This is a genomic window from Alkalibacillus salilacus, assembly GCF_030812915.1.
GTDB classification, from domain to species: Bacteria; Bacillota; Bacilli; order Bacillales; family Alkalibacillaceae; genus Alkalibacillus; species Alkalibacillus salilacus.
Genome location: NZ_JAUSTQ010000004.1, coordinates 218,410 through 237,107 on the forward strand (window position 1 = coordinate 218,410; position 18,698 = coordinate 237,107).

Genomic DNA, 18,698 nt, shown 5'->3' on the forward strand with positions numbered 1-18,698 from the left:
CGAAAGACGATATAATATTGGTTGGCCCTATTAATTGTGTTAGGAGGATGAACAATGGGCATCGTAGTCGTAGAAATTTGCGACGGCAACTTGATGACCGAAGTTGATTTAGAAGGCATCATTGAATCCGAATACCCAGATGTTGCGGTATTGGAAAACAGTTGCCTTAATAACTGTGGCATGTGCGCTATGCGTCCATTTGCCCTCGTTAATAATCGACGTGTCTTCGGTAAGACGCCAGAGCAATGCATAGATAAAATAAGAAAAATAATCGATGAAGAACTAGCTGCATTTAATGATGAACTTTAATCCGATTAAATAGATGATTAGAACCAAAAAGGAATGACGCATGATGACGATGGTAAGAATTTTACGAAATAGTCTCAAACTACCTAAAAAGCAAGCTTTATTTGCATTAAATCGTGAAACCATGCGCGACACAATGGTCTATCTCTTACTATTAATGACCACTCTGTGTTTACCAGATACTATTCGGATTACGTACCACTATTTAAACGAAGAAGCTGGAACTTCATTAGATCTGTTTATTACGCAATTGATCGTACTACTTCCGTTTATCATCATGTTCTTAACGGTAGCAGGCGTTTCCGCGCTAGCGGGTATTGCTTATATGATTCGAACGATGACAAAACGGAAACTCGCCTATCATCAATTGTGGAAAATGACGGGGTATGCTTTGACACTGCCTATATTAATCGTTGTCATCATGCGAATAATGGAATGGTCACATTGGCTTTTCATGCTTATTCCTTTAGGTCTGCTATATATTTTGTTATATAAAATGATCACGACTTTCCCAAAGCGAAAGTCCGCCTAAACGTCTCATGATCACAATGAGGCGTTTTTATTTATTTACAATTCCTGTTTCAATGTATGATAAAAATGATTGAGCTCTTCGATATAATACGTTTGAATATCCTCAATTAATTCATGACGAACTTTATCCGTATGAATATATAGCGTGAGATTTTTTCTGTTTAAGGCTTTCAACCAGACTTTATCATCTTTAATAAACGGAAATTCCTTCGCTTCTTTAATCGCTTGTCGATGAGAATCCACAGATATTTCCTGAGCATCCAAATAATCAATGATTGTATTTATACCATGCTCCCACGCGACTTCGAAGAAATGAATAAAACCCGCTTCTTCCAATTCATTTTCAAAGATCTCTTCATTGAAGGGTGCGAGCTTAATAAAACTTTGTTCGAACGTTTCAAATCGTTGCTTCCAGCGTAGTGATTTACTTGATTCCATTGTTATACTCCATTCATAGTTAGTCTCATTCTATTGTAAAAGAGCAGCGCATACAAAACAAACCTCCTAACAGTGTTAGGAGGTTTGTCTATATGATTGCCATCAATTTTGGTTTTTCTCTTCACTTCGATTAATAATTTTCGTACCAACTAAATCACCTGTCACATTAAGTGCTGTACAGCCCATACCAACTAATGCATCGACTGCTGTCAATAATGCGACTGCTTCCATTGGTAAACCTAATTGCGCAAAAACTGTTGCGATCATAACAATTCCTGCACCTGGCACACCAGCTGTTCCAATAGATGCCAATGTTCCAATAATAACAATGGTTAGCACTTCAGCGATCGACAATGGTTCGCCAATTACCGTAGCAGCGAACACCGCTGATACAGCAATTCGAATCGCCGCACCATCCATATTAACAGTGGCACCAAACGGTAAACTAAAACTATATAAAGGTTGATGTAGTTGCATCTGACGAGCAGCATTTAATGTTACAGGTAACGTCCCTGAACTACTTTGAGTGACAAAGGCCGTAATCATCGGGGTTCGCGCACCTTTTAAGAATTCCCATGGTGAATGACCTGTCAATTTAATAAAGACTAAATATAGTATTAATTGCACAATTAAAGCTAAGTATAATACTAAGATAAATTCACCTAACGATGTTAATGTATCGATCCCATGTTCAGCAACAGTTGTCGCGATAATTGCAAAGACACCAATTGGTAAATACTGAAGAATCACACGCATAATTTTAAATGTCGCTTCATTCAACGCTTCAATCACTTGATAAAGCATTTCTCCTTGTTGCTTCAAAGCATCTGACTGTCGCATGTACGCCAAGGCGACTCCAAATGTAATAGCTGTAAAAATAATACCAAGTAAATTTAGATCATTAAACGCTGTCACAATATTTTCTGGCACTATATTGAGTAGTACACTTGCGATACCAGGATGCTCAGGTGAATCATAACTTTCATTTGGATCTAATGACATCCCTTCACCAGGCGCTAATAATAACGCAATTGAGACACCAACTATAATAGCAACAGCAGAAGTCACGGTGTAATAACCTAATACTTTACCACCCATTCTTCCCAAATCACGAATATTCGTCTGATTGACACCAACAATAAGTGTAAACAAAATAAGCGGTAAAATTAAGAATTTCAACAGGCGAATCAGCAGTTCACCAAATGGATTCAAATAAGGAACAACGCTTTCACCGAAAACGAGCCCCACTAAAACACCCAATATTAATGCTACTGATATCTTCACAATAAGCGACCCATTCCAATAAGCTTTTAACATTGATTTCATTAAACACACCTCCAAAATCCTAAGTATTCCTATAAGAATTATTACTTAAAACATATTATGTGACCATGTTTGATTTGTCAAACATCCAAATCATTAAGCATAATAATAGACTTTCACTTATATATTTGGTTACGTTAGACATAGATTGAATGAAGAAAGGATGAGACAAATGAAAGTATTAGTTGTCGGAGCAAACGGTCAAATCGGAAAGCATTTAGTGCAATTCATTCAAGATCATGATGGCCTGCAAGCAAAAGCCATGATTCGCAAACAAGAACAAGCAAGCTATTTTGAAGATTTAGGAGCAGAAGTTGCTCTTGTTGATTTAGAGGATGACATTGAAACAATCCAAAAAGCAGCAAATGATGTCGACGCTGTCGTTTTCACAGCTGGTTCTGGACCACATACCGGGAAAGATAAGACAATTATGATTGATTTAGATGGTGCCGTAAAAACAATTGAAGCGACGAAAGCAGCGGGCGTCAAACGTTTTGTCATGATTAGCTCATTCGACACATCCCGTGAAGCGATTCAAGAAGCGCCCGAGTCATTCTCGCCTTATGTCGCAGCGAAACATTACGCAGATGTTTGGCTGCGCGATTCAGGCTTGGATTATACAATTATTCATCCTGGACGTTTAACCAATGACGAAGGAACTGGCAAAGTAAGCCTGGCTGAACAAACTAAACCCGATCAAGTGGCACGCGAAGATATTGCGCGTGTGATTTTATCCAGCCTGGTTCATGACAGTACAATTGGTCAAGAATTCCAAGTTGTCCAAGGCGACCAAGAAGTTGATCAAGCCATCCAATCCCTAAATTAGAACTAACATAGCGATCGCAGTCAATTTGCGATCGCTATATTCGTTTTTAACACGGAACGTCAATACATAATCTGTCTAATCTAAATGAAACATGTTACGATAATCTAAGTGTTTAACTATTTCAAAATCGGAGAGTATTTATGACACAAAATGAATCCCTAGCACCATTGAAGCTATTTTTATTTTCTTTTTACGCGACACATACTATCATATTAAGCTACATACCGCTCTATTTGCAGGATTTAAATTTATCTGGAACCGAAATTGGTTGGGTCTTAGCAATCGGGCCACTAGCAGCCCTGATTTCCGAGCCATTCTGGGGTTATATTAGTGATAAGTTTAAAACGGTTAAAAGAATTGTGGTCTTATTATTAGCCATATTACTTCCTGTCAGTATGGTCTTTTTCAATGTTTATAGTTTAGTGCTTATCTTATTATTTGCCTTTTTACTTTATTTCTTCTCGGCACCGATTACAGCATTTGGAGATAGCTTATCGCAAAGACGAGCAGATGAACTGCATATTTCATTTGGGTCAATAAGAATGTGGGGATCAGTCGGCTTTGCGGGATCATCTCTAATTGTTGGTCAGTATTTAACATGGTCAGGCATCGAAAACATCATCTGGCCGTATTTGTTATTCGGAGCTTTTGCCTTAATCGTCGCGTTCAGATTAACTGATGCTGAACCTGCGAAAGAATCCGTTAACCTGAAAAGTGTTAAACAACTATTTAAAAACGGTAAGCTCATGACATTTCTCGTCTTAATTATGTTCATCACCATCACACACCGTACGAGTGACAGTTATATTGGTATTTATATTGCAGAATTAGGTGGGACGGAAAGTTTGGTTGGGATTTCTTGGTTTGTCGGCGTGATTAGTGAAGCAGCGATTTTTGCTACGGCTGGCTATTGGTTCCGTAAGTATAAAACGCTATTCTTCATTATAGCTGCTGGCCTTCTATATACGATTCGTTGGTTTCTATTCGGGATTATCCAAGACCCTTGGATTGTCATTGCGCTTCAGTTTATGCACGGTTTAACATTCGCTGTTATGTACTTAACGGCTTTCGATTATATCACTCGACTCATCCCAAAAGTCGTCCAAGGTACAGGACATTTAATGTTCCACACCGTCTTTTTCGGCGTTTCTGGTATCATCGGCTCCCTTATGGGCGGTTCAATCATTGATTACTATGATGCGAATATGCTTTATACGATATTAGGTTTCTTTGCTTTAGTGGGTACAGTATCCCTCTCGATTTATCATTTGATTTTAGAGAAAAGAACCGCTTAATTCAAACTAACCAAAGTAACTGTGTTGAAGAACTTAAAATTGTGAAATCCCCTTCTTATGATTTAAGAAGGGGATATTTATTATTCTTTTTACTCTTTTCGTTGGTCGAAGTCATCTGGATTTAGTTCATCAGTTATATCATCATTGTTTCTTTCATTAATCGGCCGACCTGTTTCTTCGTCAAAGTCATCTGGATTTAGTTCATCTGCCAGTTCTTCTCTCGTCTTTTCTTGCTTAATCCGTTCTCTTTCGCGTTCATAATCAGGAGCCAATTCATCTGACACCTCCGTCTGTAATTGCTGTGGTCGCCTGTGTTCTGTTCTACTCTCCGGCTCGACATCATGTTCGTTGAGCACATACAAATGAAAAAATACTTCAAATACAGTAATCCCAAACGCCGCAAATAATGATACTTCAAACAGCGGTACACCAATAGTCATCATACTCAACATAAAATAAACGACCATAAATGACAGGATAAAATCCGAGATCGTCGCGACAGTATTATTAGTTCGTAATAAAATGAGTAAATCCCCGATAACATACGACAAGGCACCCAAAATGACTGTTATAAACAAAACATCGTCGAATGTGACTGGATAATTTGTACCTAAGATGACATATAATAATAAAAATGACGCAACCGCTTTTATCAGCAATAATTTGATGTGGTTCACTTTATTTCACTCCTTTCGTTGCGATTAGTTTGCATTGTACCTAGCAAAATATACATGGAGTGATTGACAATTAACCACTGTTAATCGCAAACACCATTTGATTAATGACTTGATACTAATAAAAAGACGACACATCATCGATTATGACGTGACGTCTTAAGGAATAGAGATGGTTTTAATTTTTGGTTCTGTTAAAGTTTAGTATAGATTTCAAATGATGCTGCATTGAGTTGTTGAATTGTGAGGAGCGAAGGTGGCAACTCCTGCGGGAAAAGCACGAGTCTCGAGACCCCGCAGGAAGCGCTTTTCTTCCGAGGAGGCTCGAGCCGTGCCCGTGGAAAACGTCCACCGAAAGCGGATCACAATATCAACAACGGACTTTAATAAAGCTTAATTTTTACTTAGCATGATGTTCATCATTAGTCATTCAAATCATACACTTTACCTTTTACCAAATAGATAATACCTTCTGAAATATTCGTCGTATGGTCAGCAACGCGTTCTAAGAAACGACAAATAAAAGCTAATTGTGTGATTTGAGCAATTTGCTCGGGATGTTTTGCCATCATTTCCATTAGTTCTTGAACAATCTTTCCATACATTTCATCTACTTGATCGTCGGTGTCGGCTACTTTTTGCGCTTGGACCAAATCTTCTGAAGCATAAGCATTTAACACATCTTCTACCATCTCTTGGGTGATCGTTGCCATACGCGGTATGTCCTCTAGTGGCTTAACAAGTGGCTCATCACCTATCCGGATGACTGATTTCGCAATATTGACGGCCAAATCGCCAATTCGCTCTAAATCTGTTGTGATTTTTAATGTAGAGACTAAGCGCCTCAAGTCAGATGCTAATGGTTGTTCTTTAGCAATCAACCAAATCGTCTCTTCATTAATCGTTTCTTCTAGATGATTGATTTTGTCATCTTCGTCAATGACTTTAAGTGCCTGATCAACATCTTGATTTTGTAAGGCTAGAATGGATTGATTAATCGCCTTTTGTGCTAATTGACCCATCTCAACTAACTGACTATTCAAATGATCGAGTTGTTCAGTAAAATTCTCTCTTACCATACCTTTGCACCTCCGCTATTTAGCCGAATCGACCCGTAATATAATCTTCTGTACGTTGATCAGACGGATTGGAAAATAGTTGGTTCGTATCATCATATTCGATTACTTCACCATTTAAAAAGAAAGCTGTTTTGTCTGATATGCGCGCAGCTTGTTGCATATTATGCGTGACAATCACAATGCTGTAGTCCTCTTTTAATGACTGAACTAATTCTTCTATTTTCAAAGTCGAAATCGGGTCTAATGCGGACGTTGGCTCATCCATCAAAATGACATCAGGTTCAATTGCCAGGGATCTAGCGATACATAGACGTTGCTGTTGACCACCTGATAAACCAAATGCATTCTCGTGAAGACGATCTTTCACTTCATCCCATAAAGCCGCACTTTTGAGTGACTTTTCGACAATGTTATCAAGCGTTTGCTTATCCTTAATACCGTGAATTTTAGGGCCGTAAACAATGTTTTCGTAAATCGATTTCGGGAATGGATTTGGCTTTTGAAACACCATCCCCACATCTGTTCTTAACTCCTCGACTTGATATTTAGGGTCAAAGATATTCTTGTTTTTATAGTTAATTGAACCTGCCATTTTAATGCCAGGCACCATTTCTACCATACGATTTAACGATTTGATAAAGGTCGACTTCCCACAACCAGATGGGCCAATAATAGCTGTGACTTGATTTTGTGGAATATCAAACGTCACATCTTTCAAAGCATGATCTTGACCATACCAAAGATTGAATTGATTAACCGAATAAATTGCATCATGTTTAACGGCTGTTTGTTGTGCTTGTGTCATATACAATAACCTCCTTAGTAACGCTTCGAGAACTTATTGCGAATATAGATCGCAACCGAGTTCATGATTATTAGTAAGAATAAGAGAATCATAATACCAGAGGCCGCGACAAAGTGGAACTCCTCCTGGGGTCTTCCTGTCCAATTAAAGATTTGGATTGGCATGACTGTAAATCCGTCCCACACATTCTCAGGTAGATAAGCAATAAATGTGAGTGCTCCGATCATCAGTAACGGTGCTGTCTCACCAATCGCACGTGATAAAGCCAAAATACTCCCCGTCAAAATCCCTGGAATCGCAGATGGTAAGACAATCCGACGAATCGTTTGCCATTTACTAGCTCCCATGGCGAACGATGCTTCATATTGATCATTCGGGACTGATCGAATCGCTTCTTGGGCCGCAACAACAATAATAGGTAAGATTAATAGACTTAGTGTTAATCCACCCGCCATAATACTGCGCCCCATTTCCATTAACCGGACGAAAAAGGTTAAACCTAATAACCCGAATACGACAGACGGCACACCAGCTAAGTTAGAAATATTCATCTGAATAAATCGTGTAAATCTATTGTCTTTCGCGTATTCTTCTAAATAAATCGCTGTCCCTACACCTAAAAAGACGGATACTGGCGCTACAATCACCATGAGCCACAAAGAACCAACAACGGCTGCCTTAAATCCAGCTTCTTCTGGAAAACGAGAAGCAAAGCTTGTTAGGAAGTTCCAGTCTAAGTGAGTAATTCCTTGCGATACGACTCGTATAATTAATGCTCCTAATACCAGTATGCTAAATATAATACACATGAAGAAGATTGCTTTTAACAACTTATTTTGAAAGGTTCGTTTACCCATTTTACGTTGAATTAACTGTTTATCGATTGATGACATTTAGTATTCCTCCCTAAACTTACGGGAAATGTATTGGGATAATAAGTTCATGAGTAACGTAAACACAAAGAGTGTCATGCCGACCGCATAAATACTGTAATAAATGGTGGAGCCGTATCCTGCATCTCCAAGACTAACTTGCACAATATAAGCGGTCATTGTCTGAATCGATTCCGTTGGGTCTGCTGTAAATTTCGGCGTCGAACCTGCTGCTACAGCAACAATCATCGTTTCACCAATCGCACGTGAGATTGCTAAGACAAATGAAGCGACTACTCCAGATAAAGCGCCTGGCAGCACTACTTTCAAGGCAACTTCAAGACGTGTTGCCCCCATCGCAAATGCCCCTTCACGAATATGATTAGGCACCGCTCGCATCGCGTCTTCAGATAACGATGCTACCATTGGAATAATCATAATCCCTACAACAATTCCCCCACTTAATGCATTAAAGATTGATAAATCAGAGAGAAATAGATTTTTAATTAGTGGTGTCACAAATGTTAGGGCAAAGAAACCATAAACAATAGTAGGAATCCCTGCTAACACTTCTAAGATAGGTTTAACCCTTCGACGAACCTTTTCTGTCGCATACTCACTTAAATAAAGCGCTGCGCCAAGTCCAATAGGTATAGCTACTACCATCGCAATCGCCGTGATTAATAAGGTACCAGCAATTAACGACAATACCCCATAAGAAGGATCCGCTTCATAAAATGGATACCACTCAGTTGAAGTGAAAAACTCAACAATACTTACTCTTTGGAAGAACGTCACCGTTTCCACGAGTAGTGTGATCACAATGCCAATTGTCGTTAACACAGAAATAATCGCTGTCATAAGCAAAACAATTGGAATGACTTTCTCCATGATACTGCCTATATTTTTATTTGATTGTTTCTCTTGGATTAACTCTCGAGTTGATTTCATCTAGCATACTCCTCAACTGTCTTAACATATAAACGAATATAAAGAGGGTAATCCTCCTTATATTCGTTTGATCAAGATCTGTGTTAAATGATTTTTTATCTCAGACTATCAATCTTTCCTTGTGCCTCTTGATAGTGATCTTCAGTAAAACCAACATAACCAACTTCTTCAGCTAACGTTCCTGCATTGTCTAACGTGTACGTTAAGAAGTCATAAACTGCATCATTCTGTACTGATTCATTCGCAACATAAATGTACATTGGGCGGGAGAGCGGTTCATACTCGCCTGATTGTATAGTTACTTGACTTGGTTCCACAGCTTCGCCATCACCATTAACAATCGGTACAACGTTTAAATCTTCTTTATTTTCAAGGTAATAAGCGTAACCAAAGTAAGCAATGCCATTCTGATCCCCTGTAACTCCGTTTACTAAGACGTTATCATCTTCAGATAAAGCTGCATCACGTTTAATTTGATTTTCGCCTAATACAACTTCACTGAAATAATCATAAGTGCCTGAGTCTGTTCCTGGACTGAAGAATTCAATTTCTTCATCTGGCCACTCTTCATTCACGTCAGACCATGTTGTGACATCAGAACTTTCAGACCATATTTGCTTTAATTGCTCAATGGTTAACTCATCGACCCAGTCGTTTTCTTCGTTTACCACAACTGATAAACCGTCTAATGCTATTTCAATTTCTGTGAAATCAATACCGTTTTCTTCAAGTGCACTTTTCTCTTCTTCTTTAATTGAACGAGATGCATTACTAATATCTGTTTCACCGTTGATGAATTTCTCAAATCCACCACCACTTCCAGATACACCGACTGTTACGCGTATATCTTCATGTGATGACTGAAATTCCTCTGATACAGCTTCCATTATTGGAAAAACGGTTGATGAACCGTCAATAGCAACATCACCTGACGTGGTTTCAGCTGCCTCACTCGTATTCTCATTAGAATTCTCACTCGATCCGTTGTCACTTCCATCACCATTTCCACATGCAGCGATTAAAATTAACGCTACCAACATGAATAAACTCAACATTTTCTTTTGCATCGTTCAAAACCCCCTCTTATTATTCATAAATGTTTGAACAATTTAAGCTTATAACATGATTCAGAAAAATAACATTAAGTGCGTGTAAAGGTTCAGTAAAGGTTTTGTAAAGCCATTGAAACACCTGATGTGGCGCTGTTCTCACAAAAAAACCTTATGAGTATCGAAACTCATAAGGTTTGATTAGTTTTAAATTCTATGAGGATGAAACAGATGGATCCATGTTAGAAACAACCTCTGTTTGGCGTTTCATCGAAATACCCGTGAATCCGTAAATAATGGTGATGATTGGACAAAGTAAGCAGAAGAATGCAAACGGAAGATATGATAATACGGGAACGCCAAGTACACTCGCCATAAACACGCCACTAACACCATAAGGAATTAATGGATTTATGACTGTACCACTTGATTCCAATACTTTCGATAAATGTTTCCCTTCATACCCCATTTCCTGATAACGACTTGCATACGCTTCACCTGGTAAAATAACCGACATGTACTGCTCACCAAGTGTTAAATTGATACCTATACCTGTCAGAACTGTTGAGAGCACTGCTTTACCACGTGTTTCTACCCAGTTATGGATTGCAGCCATTAATGAGTTAATAACGTTTAACTCAGACAACATGCCCCCCATTGATAACGCGAGTAATAGTAAGGAAACTGCCCACATCATGCTTTGAATCCCGCCACGATTAATGATCGAATCAACTTGCTCATTGCCTGTCGATGTTTCGAAACCTGCTTGGACCACTGTCATCCATTCTGAGATATTGACTGATCCCACCTGTAATACGAGCGATGCGAGAAAACCACTAACAATTCCTAACAAAATCGTCGGAATCGCTGGCAACTTTTTCACGGCAGCCAAAAGCATGAGAAGTGCTGGAACAATGGCAATCCAATGTACTGTTGTCTCAGTTTGAAAAACCTGTATTAATGACTCAACTTGACTAATATTAGCTTGTGTCGAGTCAAACTTTAAAAACACAAAGGCTAGTGCTGTGATCACAAATGCAGGTATAGTTGTCCACAGCATGTGACGAATATGCTCAAATAAATCAACTTGACTCACTGATGATGCTAAGTTCGTCGTATCAGACATCGGGCTCATCTTATCACCGAACATAGCCCCCGAAACAATCGCTCCTGCAGCCATCGCTAAATTCACATCAAGCGCTGTTGCAATCGCGATGAAAGCGACACCAATCGTTGACACCGTTGTAAAAGAACTGCCGACAAACACAGCAATAATTGATGTCACAATAAATACGCTCACTAAGAAATAATCAACCGAAATAATATTAAAACTGTATGTAATTAATGTCGGTATTGTTCCAGACTTCATCCAAACAGCGATTAATACACCAATTAGTAAGAAAATAATCACAGGCACGATTCCTGATTGCACGCCCTTGACCATCCCGTTCTCAATCGATTTCCATTCAAATCGCCGTAATTTTCCCCACACGATTAATCCCATGATAATGAATAGAATCGGCACATGCGGATCAGCGCCAAACGATACTAACGACACCCCTATAATCGCTAACATCGATAATAAAATTAAAGCCGCTTCCCAACCTGGAATACGAAAATCATGTTTATCTGCCATTATGAACTCCCCTTTATAAACTTAATTACTTAAACGCTTAAACGCTTTTATCTAAAAAAGTATTTAAACTGTATCATACATGAGTAACATAATTCCTGTCAATATATTTTTTTAGATTAGTGTTAAGCCCTTGAATCTACTTTTTATTCCATTCGTGATAAGATGAATCTAACAGGAATTTATAAAGGTGGGGTAAGATGAAAAGTGAAGAACAATATTTTAATGAAGCTGAATCGATTCAAAATTATATGGAAAACATGAGCCAATTAAAAGACAAAAGCTATAGCGTCTATGAATCTTTCACATTACCTGATGAAGAGTTAGCTAATACATTACGTAAACAATCCCTTCATTTTCTTGTGATCACAGAAGACTGGTGCGGGGATGCTATGATGATCAATCCAATTATTCGCCAAGTGGCTGAAGCAGCTAATATCGACATGCGCGTCGTTTTACGTGACTCAGAGCCTGAGCTAATCGATCGTCATTTAACCAATGGTAACCGCTCAATCCCAATTATTTTAATCCTTAATCAAGACGGTGAAATGATTGGTAAGTGGGGACCTCGCTCTCCAAAAGCACAGGCACTTGTTGATGAATATGCTGCGGCATTACCTGACAAAGATGACCCCGAATTTCAAGCGGCCCAAAAAGATATGATTAAAGCCTTAACACATCGTTTCACGAATGACGAAGCTTTATGGCATGATGTGTATGAGAGCTTTAAGCAAACCGTTCAAGATAAACAAAGTCGTTAATACTGATAAACAAAAAGCCTGGACGATTTCAGTATTGAAACCGTCCAGGCTTATAAATCAGTTTTTGTTACTAACAATATTCTCTTGAAGCAACCCCATCATAATCACATCGCAGTATTGACCATTTATGAAGAAGTGTTGCTTTAGGAATCCTTCTCGCTCAAAACCGACTTTTTCATAAATGTAAGCTGCTTTTTCGTTCGTCTGAGCCACATACAAAAACAACTTATGTAAGTTTAGTTGATTAAATCCATAATCGATCATTAATTCTGTCGCACGTGTCGCATAACCATTGCCTTGAAAAGCTGGATCAATCATAATCGCAAATTCCGCATGACGATGCCGCCAATCAAGATCAAATAACCCTAAGTACCCGATTTTCTCCTTACCATGATATAAGATAAACGACCGATGTGAATCTTGTTCAAGGTTAGCCTCGTATGATTTAATCATTTGCGCTTTCGAAGCATAAGGTTCTTCAAACCAATAATCCATGACATCTGAGTTGATTCGCATTTGATATAGAAAATCAAGATCGTCTTTTTGAAGTGGTTGAATCGATAATTGTTCGCTCATTAGTACAACTCCTTAAACTTTTCTACAAAAATGTCACCTATTTTGTTTTATACTATAATAAACATCATATCATGGGATAGATTAGGTTATCACGTTTTATTCCAAATTATGTTATAATAATTCATACTATTAAGACAATCATACATCGCAATGGGAGCGATATCTATGGATAGTCATTTAACAAACGTATTCAATCGCATCGGCATATTAGATTTAATCTTTTTAATCCCAATGCTTTTCTTATTCGCGTATTTGCCAGACGATCATGTTTGGAGTGTTTTCGTGAACTTAGTCATTGTCGTGTTTTTTAGTTTCGGATTGGCAATGGCTTTTCATGCCACAATGGATTATTTCAAGAAAAGAGCTAACTAAATAACGTCTTATTTAGTGTGAGGTGACTTAATTTGAGTGAAAATCAGCCGAAGCGTTGAAGTCGTTTTGAGAATTGGTTCGACGTTCTATTATTTATCCCTGAGCTAATCCTAATCCCAATTAAGTATATGGTTCGGGGAATTCTGTGGTTAGTCAGAATTTGGTTGCATTAATTCTTCATAAAAAATGAGCTTGGTACAATATCTGTTATACCAAGCTCATAAGAGCAAGCTATTCGTTATTTAACCTTTTTAACCGGAAGCCAGATCTCACTATAAGCATAATCCTGCTTCTCATCATCCATCTTAGCAAACGAAAATGTCGGAGCATTAACTAACTCATAATCAGAAGACGGAAGCCATTCTGAATGTGTCTTCGCCATTGTCTCTTGCATTGTCGACGGGAACGGCCCTTCATTCGGAAACACGGCCCACGTACAAGCATCTACAGACACTTGATCTAATTGCTCACTAACATCTTCTCGGGTTGTCAGCACACCGATTAAATGAGTTAAATCGCCTTCTTCTTTTTGAAATTGTGCATCCGCATCATACGAGGCATTGACGACTTCAAACGGTTCGACATTTTGTAAATCCCGCATTTCCTGTCGTTGCTCCTCCGTAATACTCTCAGCCAGTCTCACAATTTCCTGATTCACCCCTTCAAACTGCATGGTAACACGCTTACTAACACCAACTAAGTTAAAAGCTGGCTTCTCAACTACTCTAAATTCCATTTCATTGCCTCCTTTAACTGAAATCACAAAGGAAAGTTTGGGGTAAGCTTTACTGAAGCCATGATGACTGACATCAGATGGTAAAAACCCTGCCCACTTCTTAAACGCTCGTGTAAAACCATCGACAGATTGATAGCCATATTTAAAAGCGACATCTGTTACCCGTTCTCTATTCAATAAATCTTTATTGGCTTCAGAAAGTTTTCGGTATTTGATATATTCATTTAAGGTCAATCCTGCTAAATAGAAAAATACTTTGCGAAAATGATAATCAGATACCCCAGCATAACCAGCAACATGTTCAAGTGATATATCATCTGTTAAATGGTCTTCAATATATTCGATTATGTCATTCAATTCCTTTAACACAGGCACCCCTCCTTCCATATATCAATCGTAACAAAGCCTATGATCAGAGACTCGACATTTAATGATCAATTGTGTCGGATGAGCCTAATAAAAAACTGACATCGATTTACGACATCAGTTCCTTGGGTGTGACTATAATCAAACTTTTAAAATAAGTACTTTTAAGTAATCACTCTGTTTATAAAGACTATGCGTGGCGAAATCTTTCGGCAGGCCAAACTCTTCTTTCACTTGGTAAGATACACCCGCTTCATTAAACCCTTGATCAACTAGCTTTTTAAAATGCTTCATATCGAATGATGCATTGTTCGTCGAGGCGACAATGACACCGTTTTTGTTGATAATTTCTGCTGAATGCTTAATAAGTGATGGATAGTCCTTAGCGCTAGAAAATGTCTTTTTCTTATTACGTGCAAAGCTTGGCGGATCTAATACAATCGTATCGAACTGAAGGCTATGTCGTTTCGCGTATTTAAAATAACTATAAATATCCATGACATATGTTGATTGTTGTTCTAGATCGATGCCGTTCAAACTAAAATTCTCAATCGTTTTTGGCTCACTACGTTTGGCGAGATCGACACTTGTTGTACTCTCTGCACCACCTAATGCTGCTGCGACTGAAAATGCGCCAGTATATGAAAACGTATTAAGTACATGCTTGTCCTTCGCATAACGATCACGAAGCGCACGACGCACATCACGCTGATCTAAGAAAATACCTGTCATTGCCCCATCATTTAAATCAACGGCATAATTCATCCCATTCTCTTGAATAATGAGCGGGAATTCCGGTCGTTCGCCGTAAACGAAGTCATCATCGTCTATATACGATCCCTTCGTATCAAATCGTTTCTTCTCATAAATCGATACGCATTCACCATACTCCGTTAACACCGTCACAACTAGCTCTTTAAACGCATAAATGCCTTCACTATACCAGTTCAACAAATAATGACCATTATAATAATCAATGGTTAGACCACCAATGCCGTCTCCTTCACCGTTAAACAAACGAAACGCTGTTGTATTAGGATCCTCATAAAATCCCTTACGTTTATTAATCGCTGCCAAAATCCTTGTCCGAAAAAAGGCCTTATCGATTGGTTCATCTTTATTATGAGTTAACACCCATCCTAACCCTTTATTTTGATTACCATAATAACCTTTCGCAATAAAGCGTCCGTTCCCATCCACTAAATGAACAATTTCCCCTTCATTGTTAAGGTCATTCATGTTTTGAACCGCTTCTTTATGAATCAATGGAAATTTATGTTGGAACTGTTTAACAAACGTTGACTTAATAACTAATTCAATCATGTGGTTAACCGCCTCCTCTCATGCTCTCACGTTATTATCCCACATAGAGAATTAAAAGTAAAAACTAAGTAGAAGAGGTTTAGCTTGCTTTTAAAATGTTAGTTAATAGTCATCTCAAGAGAAGACATCTGTTTTTAAATAGAATCCTAATGCTGCTCCGATCACACCCCATACAATAATACTAACGACATGCCAAAAGACGACCGTACTTTTATTAGCACCTGCAGCTAATGACCCAAATGCTGCAATATGACCAGAAGCAATTAATGGGGCAAGGAGAGCTACACCTGGAACACCATATTTTTCGTATCTAGCTTTCGCTCTACTCGTTCTTCTATGTATAAACCCTCTTTGATCCGAATTCCGATATCGAACTAGCCACGCATTATAGGGTATGACGATCGCCATAATAGACAACCAGTTACCGATGACACTTATGACTAAAGCCCATATAACCGGGAGTCCTACCAGAATACCAATAGCTGCACCGCCAGGAGATTCCACAAACGGAATTAACGATAATATAAAGACTCCGATCGTCTGGATGAATTCATTAACACCGTCTAAATAGTTTAAAACATCCTGAACCATTCCTCTAAACACTACCATTCACTCCTCTCTAAAACATGATTCTACAACTTGTGAATAATCCCTTTTTATTTGGAATAATTTTGAACTATTATATAACCTATTCAAAATAAAAGAACTGATCTCAATTATGACAAGATCAGTTCCAATAGTTGTTTATTTAATTTAAAGTGACAAATAATTGATGATGAATTTTCTTTATTTAAATTTGGCACTAAAGTAAAAAGAACAGATAACAGTTATTGCGAATCAAATTGGCGCTCATATATTTCACGGAGTTCTGCACCGTTCTCTGGCCACTCAGGCTGATTTCCTTGCACCAGCATATCTAAAGCATCAAGACAACGATGCCACCCTGCTGCCATATATTTGGCATAAGTAGGGTCGTCAAACATGTGTGTGAAATTTAGTAAACAACCGTTATTCGTCGCATCCAAATGCATATGTAGCAGGTCATCAACTTCACGAAAATAAAATGTCCAAGGTGGATTAAATTCTGTTATAACAGCTTCATAAACCGTACCCTCACCATCATCAAACACAATCTTCCCACCAACTTGAAGATCCATCTCACCCGTTGCAAATGGATACCATGCCGAGAAATATTCTGGCTTTGTCAGATAGTCAAAAACGTGTTCCGCCTCGAATGGGAAGTGACGTTTAAACTCCAGAGCATAACGTCCATCAACTTTTTCTAACATACCATATTCATTCATGATTAATCCTCCATTCACATGTCTTATCTATAGTTTTCTAGATACTGTTTTAACGCATCTAGATCTTTCGTACACGCTTTCTTGAACGAGCCGGCCATTAACTTTCCAAAAAGTTTTGATAAACCCGTTAATCCCTTAATCTCTCCGTGAAGGGTTACCTGTGATTGGTCACCAGCTGAATCCACCGTATAAGTAAAAATATATTCCCCTTTACCCGTCGATCCTTTTGACCCATCACAACGTAACACAATTTTCTCAGGTTCTTGTAACTCCATCACTTTAAAATGTTCTGAAGCTTCCTTACCAAACATCTTCCTTGTTTCTTTCCATTCACTACCGACTTTAATTGGGCCATCATCTAATCGTTCCATTCGCACCAAACCATGCATCCAATGATAAGCAGCATCTAGGTCGATCAAACTGTTATACGTGGTTTGATGCGGGGCATTAAATGTGCGTACCACATCAAATGTGATACTCATACAAGCGCCTCCCCTAGCCTTTTATATGAGTATAGCACAAAGCATGACCAGCTTCATACTAGCTTCTCATTCAAGACTCATCACCTTAACCCAACTCACGCACACTAGTATCATTAAAAACAAACTTGACACCTCCACTATTCTGTATTACTATATACTAGTAGTGAGTATTACAGAGTAGTGGTGGCATAAATAGCTTTTCGATTAACCATGAAAGGAGGTCACTATGCATAACTTCAGAGAAATGATGAAGGGTGTACTTGAAGGATGTGTCCTTGAAATTATTAGCCGCGGCGAGACATACGGCTATGAAATCACCCAACAGCTACGTGAGCTCGGTTTTACTGATATTGTTGAAGGTACCGTTTATACAATAACGATGCGACTTGAAAAAAACGAACTCGTGAATATCGAGAAAAAACCTTCCTCTAAAGGTCCGCCAAGAAAGTTTTACACTCTAAACGAAGCAGGGCATAAGCATCTAAACGATTTTTGGGAAAAGTGGGGATTTGTTTCAAGTACCATTAATAAACTTAAAGATTAAAATCGAAAGGAGAATCATGATGAGTATATTTGAAAAGTTGGTTGGGAGTCTAAATGACAAACGTGAATGGCGAGCAATGGAAGCACGAGCGAAAGCTCTTCCTCATGACTATTACAACGCTTATAAAGCGATTCAGAAGTATATTTGGTCAACGGGTGGCTTATCTGATTGGAAAAGTGCCAAACGAATCTTTGAAGGAATTCTTGATTTATTTGAAGAAGGAGCAGCCCATAACAGACAAGTAACAGAACTGACTGGCGAAGATGTAGCAGATTTCTGTGACGAGCTTTTAAAAGATGAAACGTCTTGGCAAGATAAGTATCGCAAAAAGTTGAACAGTGCTATTGACCGAGATTAAGCTGTATCGCCTCTTGCATGATCCCGATATCTTAACCTAGAATATCAACATATACGTGAAGAAAATACTGAATATAAATTGAAAAAGGAGGAGC

General features: G+C 38.5%; 23 protein-coding genes. 8 read left to right on the forward strand and 15 right to left on the reverse strand.

What is annotated here, in order from left to right; all coding sequences use genetic code 11:
* The first annotated feature begins 54 nt into the window (after positions 1 to 54).
* Complete coding sequence (locus tag J2S77_RS06995) at positions 55 to 309, forward strand: YuzB family protein (RefSeq protein ID WP_306975925.1); 255 nt, start codon at positions 55 to 57, stop codon at positions 307 to 309.
* 40 nt (positions 310 to 349) lie between these two features.
* Positions 350 to 838, forward strand: coding sequence for a DUF1189 family protein (locus J2S77_RS07000; RefSeq protein WP_306975926.1), 489 nt, complete (start codon positions 350 to 352; stop codon positions 836 to 838).
* Between the two features lie 35 nt (positions 839 to 873).
* On the opposite strand, the gene J2S77_RS07005 is transcribed toward J2S77_RS07000, so the two are convergent.
* Together J2S77_RS07005 and J2S77_RS07010 are read right to left on the reverse strand one after the other, a co-directional pair.
* On the reverse strand, positions 874 to 1,275 hold the full coding sequence (locus tag J2S77_RS07005; protein ID WP_306975927.1) for a nucleotidyltransferase substrate binding protein: 402 nt from the start codon (positions 1,273 to 1,275) through the stop codon (positions 874 to 876).
* Between the two features lie 102 nt (positions 1,276 to 1,377).
* Positions 1,378 to 2,601: a dicarboxylate/amino acid:cation symporter gene (locus J2S77_RS07010; protein WP_306975930.1), complete on the reverse strand. Its 1,224-nt coding sequence runs from the start codon at positions 2,599 to 2,601 to the stop codon at positions 1,378 to 1,380.
* Between the two features lie 169 nt (positions 2,602 to 2,770).
* Here J2S77_RS07010 and J2S77_RS07015 point away from each other — a divergent pair, with 169 nt between their 5' ends.
* Positions 2,771 to 3,424: an SDR family oxidoreductase gene (locus tag J2S77_RS07015; RefSeq protein ID WP_306975932.1), complete on the forward strand. Its 654-nt coding sequence runs from the start codon at positions 2,771 to 2,773 to the stop codon at positions 3,422 to 3,424.
* Between the two features lie 140 nt (positions 3,425 to 3,564).
* Positions 3,565 to 4,719 carry an MFS transporter gene (locus tag J2S77_RS07020; protein ID WP_306975934.1) on the forward strand — a complete coding sequence of 385 codons (1,155 nt, stop codon included), beginning with the start codon at positions 3,565 to 3,567 and terminating at the stop codon, positions 4,717 to 4,719.
* Between the two features lie 89 nt (positions 4,720 to 4,808).
* On the opposite strand, the gene J2S77_RS07025 is transcribed toward J2S77_RS07020, so the two are convergent.
* The 7 genes from J2S77_RS07025 to nhaC form a co-directional block, all read right to left on the reverse strand.
* Positions 4,809 to 5,396 carry a YndM family protein gene (locus J2S77_RS07025; protein WP_306975936.1) on the reverse strand — a complete coding sequence of 196 codons (588 nt, stop codon included), beginning with the start codon at positions 5,394 to 5,396 and terminating at the stop codon, positions 4,809 to 4,811.
* Between the two features lie 419 nt (positions 5,397 to 5,815).
* Positions 5,816 to 6,472, reverse strand: a complete 657-nt coding sequence (gene phoU / locus J2S77_RS07030; protein WP_306975937.1) for a phosphate signaling complex protein PhoU — start codon at positions 6,470 to 6,472, stop codon at positions 5,816 to 5,818.
* A gap of 19 nt (positions 6,473 to 6,491) precedes the next feature.
* Complete coding sequence (pstB, locus tag J2S77_RS07035) at positions 6,492 to 7,277, reverse strand: phosphate ABC transporter ATP-binding protein PstB (protein WP_306975940.1); 786 nt, start codon at positions 7,275 to 7,277, stop codon at positions 6,492 to 6,494.
* Between the two features lie 14 nt (positions 7,278 to 7,291).
* The gene (gene pstA, locus J2S77_RS07040; protein WP_306975942.1) at positions 7,292 to 8,170 is read right to left on the reverse strand and encodes a phosphate ABC transporter permease PstA; all 879 of its coding nucleotides are present in this window, start codon (positions 8,168 to 8,170) and stop codon (positions 7,292 to 7,294) included.
* Positions 8,171 to 9,100 (reverse strand): phosphate ABC transporter permease subunit PstC, encoded by a 930-nt coding sequence (gene pstC, locus J2S77_RS07045; protein ID WP_306975944.1) that lies wholly within the window; start codon positions 9,098 to 9,100, stop codon positions 8,171 to 8,173.
* Between the two features lie 95 nt (positions 9,101 to 9,195).
* Positions 9,196 to 10,167, reverse strand: a complete 972-nt coding sequence (locus J2S77_RS07050) for a PstS family phosphate ABC transporter substrate-binding protein (protein WP_306975946.1) — start codon at positions 10,165 to 10,167, stop codon at positions 9,196 to 9,198.
* A gap of 196 nt (positions 10,168 to 10,363) precedes the next feature.
* Positions 10,364 to 11,785 carry a Na+/H+ antiporter NhaC gene (gene nhaC, locus J2S77_RS07055; RefSeq protein ID WP_306975947.1) on the reverse strand — a complete coding sequence of 474 codons (1,422 nt, stop codon included), beginning with the start codon at positions 11,783 to 11,785 and terminating at the stop codon, positions 10,364 to 10,366.
* A 197-nt stretch (positions 11,786 to 11,982) separates the two neighbouring features.
* Between nhaC and J2S77_RS07060 the strand changes: the two genes are divergently transcribed.
* Complete coding sequence (locus J2S77_RS07060) at positions 11,983 to 12,543, forward strand: thioredoxin family protein (RefSeq protein ID WP_306975949.1); 561 nt, start codon at positions 11,983 to 11,985, stop codon at positions 12,541 to 12,543.
* 57 nt (positions 12,544 to 12,600) lie between these two features.
* On the opposite strand, the gene J2S77_RS07065 is transcribed toward J2S77_RS07060, so the two are convergent.
* Positions 12,601 to 13,119 carry a GNAT family N-acetyltransferase gene (locus J2S77_RS07065; RefSeq protein WP_306975950.1) on the reverse strand — a complete coding sequence of 173 codons (519 nt, stop codon included), beginning with the start codon at positions 13,117 to 13,119 and terminating at the stop codon, positions 12,601 to 12,603.
* A 165-nt stretch (positions 13,120 to 13,284) separates the two neighbouring features.
* Here J2S77_RS07065 and J2S77_RS07070 point away from each other — a divergent pair, with 165 nt between their 5' ends.
* Positions 13,285 to 13,491 (forward strand): DUF6007 family protein, encoded by a 207-nt coding sequence (locus tag J2S77_RS07070; protein WP_306975952.1) that lies wholly within the window; start codon positions 13,285 to 13,287, stop codon positions 13,489 to 13,491.
* A gap of 238 nt (positions 13,492 to 13,729) precedes the next feature.
* On the opposite strand, the gene J2S77_RS07075 is transcribed toward J2S77_RS07070, so the two are convergent.
* The 5 genes from J2S77_RS07075 to J2S77_RS07095 form a co-directional block, all read right to left on the reverse strand.
* Entirely contained in the window at positions 13,730 to 14,596 is an 867-nt protein-coding gene (locus J2S77_RS07075) for an AraC family transcriptional regulator (RefSeq protein WP_306975954.1), read from the reverse strand.
* 138 nt (positions 14,597 to 14,734) lie between these two features.
* Positions 14,735 to 15,916, reverse strand: a complete 1,182-nt coding sequence (locus J2S77_RS07080) for a class I SAM-dependent rRNA methyltransferase (protein WP_306975955.1) — start codon at positions 15,914 to 15,916, stop codon at positions 14,735 to 14,737.
* 114 nt (positions 15,917 to 16,030) lie between these two features.
* Entirely contained in the window at positions 16,031 to 16,519 is a 489-nt protein-coding gene (locus J2S77_RS07085; protein ID WP_306975958.1) for a small multi-drug export protein, read from the reverse strand.
* Positions 16,520 to 16,743: 224 nt separating this feature from the next.
* The gene (locus tag J2S77_RS07090) at positions 16,744 to 17,220 is read right to left on the reverse strand and encodes an SRPBCC domain-containing protein (RefSeq protein ID WP_306975960.1); all 477 of its coding nucleotides are present in this window, start codon (positions 17,218 to 17,220) and stop codon (positions 16,744 to 16,746) included.
* 23 nt (positions 17,221 to 17,243) lie between these two features.
* Entirely contained in the window at positions 17,244 to 17,702 is a 459-nt protein-coding gene (locus J2S77_RS07095; RefSeq protein WP_306975961.1) for an SRPBCC family protein, read from the reverse strand.
* 226 nt (positions 17,703 to 17,928) lie between these two features.
* Between J2S77_RS07095 and J2S77_RS07100 the strand changes: the two genes are divergently transcribed.
* Both J2S77_RS07100 and J2S77_RS07105 read left to right on the forward strand, forming a co-directional pair.
* On the forward strand, positions 17,929 to 18,246 hold the full coding sequence (locus J2S77_RS07100) for a PadR family transcriptional regulator (protein WP_306975963.1): 318 nt from the start codon (positions 17,929 to 17,931) through the stop codon (positions 18,244 to 18,246).
* A 19-nt stretch (positions 18,247 to 18,265) separates the two neighbouring features.
* Complete coding sequence (locus J2S77_RS07105) at positions 18,266 to 18,604, forward strand: DUF1048 domain-containing protein (RefSeq protein ID WP_306975965.1); 339 nt, start codon at positions 18,266 to 18,268, stop codon at positions 18,602 to 18,604.
* Positions 18,605 to 18,698 lie beyond the last annotated feature (94 nt).

What these genes read in the sequence shown, in the direction of transcription:
- J2S77_RS06995 (WP_306975925.1), top strand. Translation starts at nt 55, where the DNA reads ATGGGCATCGTAGTCGTAGAAATTTGCGACGGCAACTTGATGACCGAA.
- J2S77_RS07000 (WP_306975926.1), top strand. Translation starts at nt 350, where the DNA reads ATGATGACGATGGTAAGAATTTTACGAAATAGTCTCAAACTACCTAAA.
- J2S77_RS07005 (WP_306975927.1), bottom strand. Translation starts at nt 1,275, where the DNA reads ATGGAATCAAGTAAATCACTACGCTGGAAGCAACGATTTGAAACGTTC.
- J2S77_RS07010 (WP_306975930.1), bottom strand. Translation starts at nt 2,601, where the DNA reads ATGAAATCAATGTTAAAAGCTTATTGGAATGGGTCGCTTATTGTGAAG.
- J2S77_RS07015 (WP_306975932.1), top strand. Translation starts at nt 2,771, where the DNA reads ATGAAAGTATTAGTTGTCGGAGCAAACGGTCAAATCGGAAAGCATTTA.
- J2S77_RS07020 (WP_306975934.1), top strand. Translation starts at nt 3,565, where the DNA reads ATGACACAAAATGAATCCCTAGCACCATTGAAGCTATTTTTATTTTCT.
- phoU (WP_306975937.1), bottom strand. Translation starts at nt 6,472, where the DNA reads ATGGTAAGAGAGAATTTTACTGAACAACTCGATCATTTGAATAGTCAG.
- pstB (WP_306975940.1), bottom strand. Translation starts at nt 7,277, where the DNA reads ATGACACAAGCACAACAAACAGCCGTTAAACATGATGCAATTTATTCG.
- pstA (WP_306975942.1), bottom strand. Translation starts at nt 8,170, where the DNA reads ATGTCATCAATCGATAAACAGTTAATTCAACGTAAAATGGGTAAACGA.
- pstC (WP_306975944.1), bottom strand. Translation starts at nt 9,100, where the DNA reads ATGAAATCAACTCGAGAGTTAATCCAAGAGAAACAATCAAATAAAAAT.
- J2S77_RS07050 (WP_306975946.1), bottom strand. Translation starts at nt 10,167, where the DNA reads ATGCAAAAGAAAATGTTGAGTTTATTCATGTTGGTAGCGTTAATTTTA.
- nhaC (WP_306975947.1), bottom strand. Translation starts at nt 11,785, where the DNA reads ATGGCAGATAAACATGATTTTCGTATTCCAGGTTGGGAAGCGGCTTTA.
- J2S77_RS07060 (WP_306975949.1), top strand. Translation starts at nt 11,983, where the DNA reads ATGAAAAGTGAAGAACAATATTTTAATGAAGCTGAATCGATTCAAAAT.
- J2S77_RS07065 (WP_306975950.1), bottom strand. Translation starts at nt 13,119, where the DNA reads ATGAGCGAACAATTATCGATTCAACCACTTCAAAAAGACGATCTTGAT.
- J2S77_RS07070 (WP_306975952.1), top strand. Translation starts at nt 13,285, where the DNA reads ATGGATAGTCATTTAACAAACGTATTCAATCGCATCGGCATATTAGAT.
- J2S77_RS07080 (WP_306975955.1), bottom strand. Translation starts at nt 15,916, where the DNA reads ATGATTGAATTAGTTATTAAGTCAACGTTTGTTAAACAGTTCCAACAT.
- J2S77_RS07090 (WP_306975960.1), bottom strand. Translation starts at nt 17,220, where the DNA reads ATGAATGAATATGGTATGTTAGAAAAAGTTGATGGACGTTATGCTCTG.
- J2S77_RS07095 (WP_306975961.1), bottom strand. Translation starts at nt 17,702, where the DNA reads ATGAGTATCACATTTGATGTGGTACGCACATTTAATGCCCCGCATCAA.
- J2S77_RS07100 (WP_306975963.1), top strand. Translation starts at nt 17,929, where the DNA reads ATGCATAACTTCAGAGAAATGATGAAGGGTGTACTTGAAGGATGTGTC.
- J2S77_RS07105 (WP_306975965.1), top strand. Translation starts at nt 18,266, where the DNA reads ATGAGTATATTTGAAAAGTTGGTTGGGAGTCTAAATGACAAACGTGAA.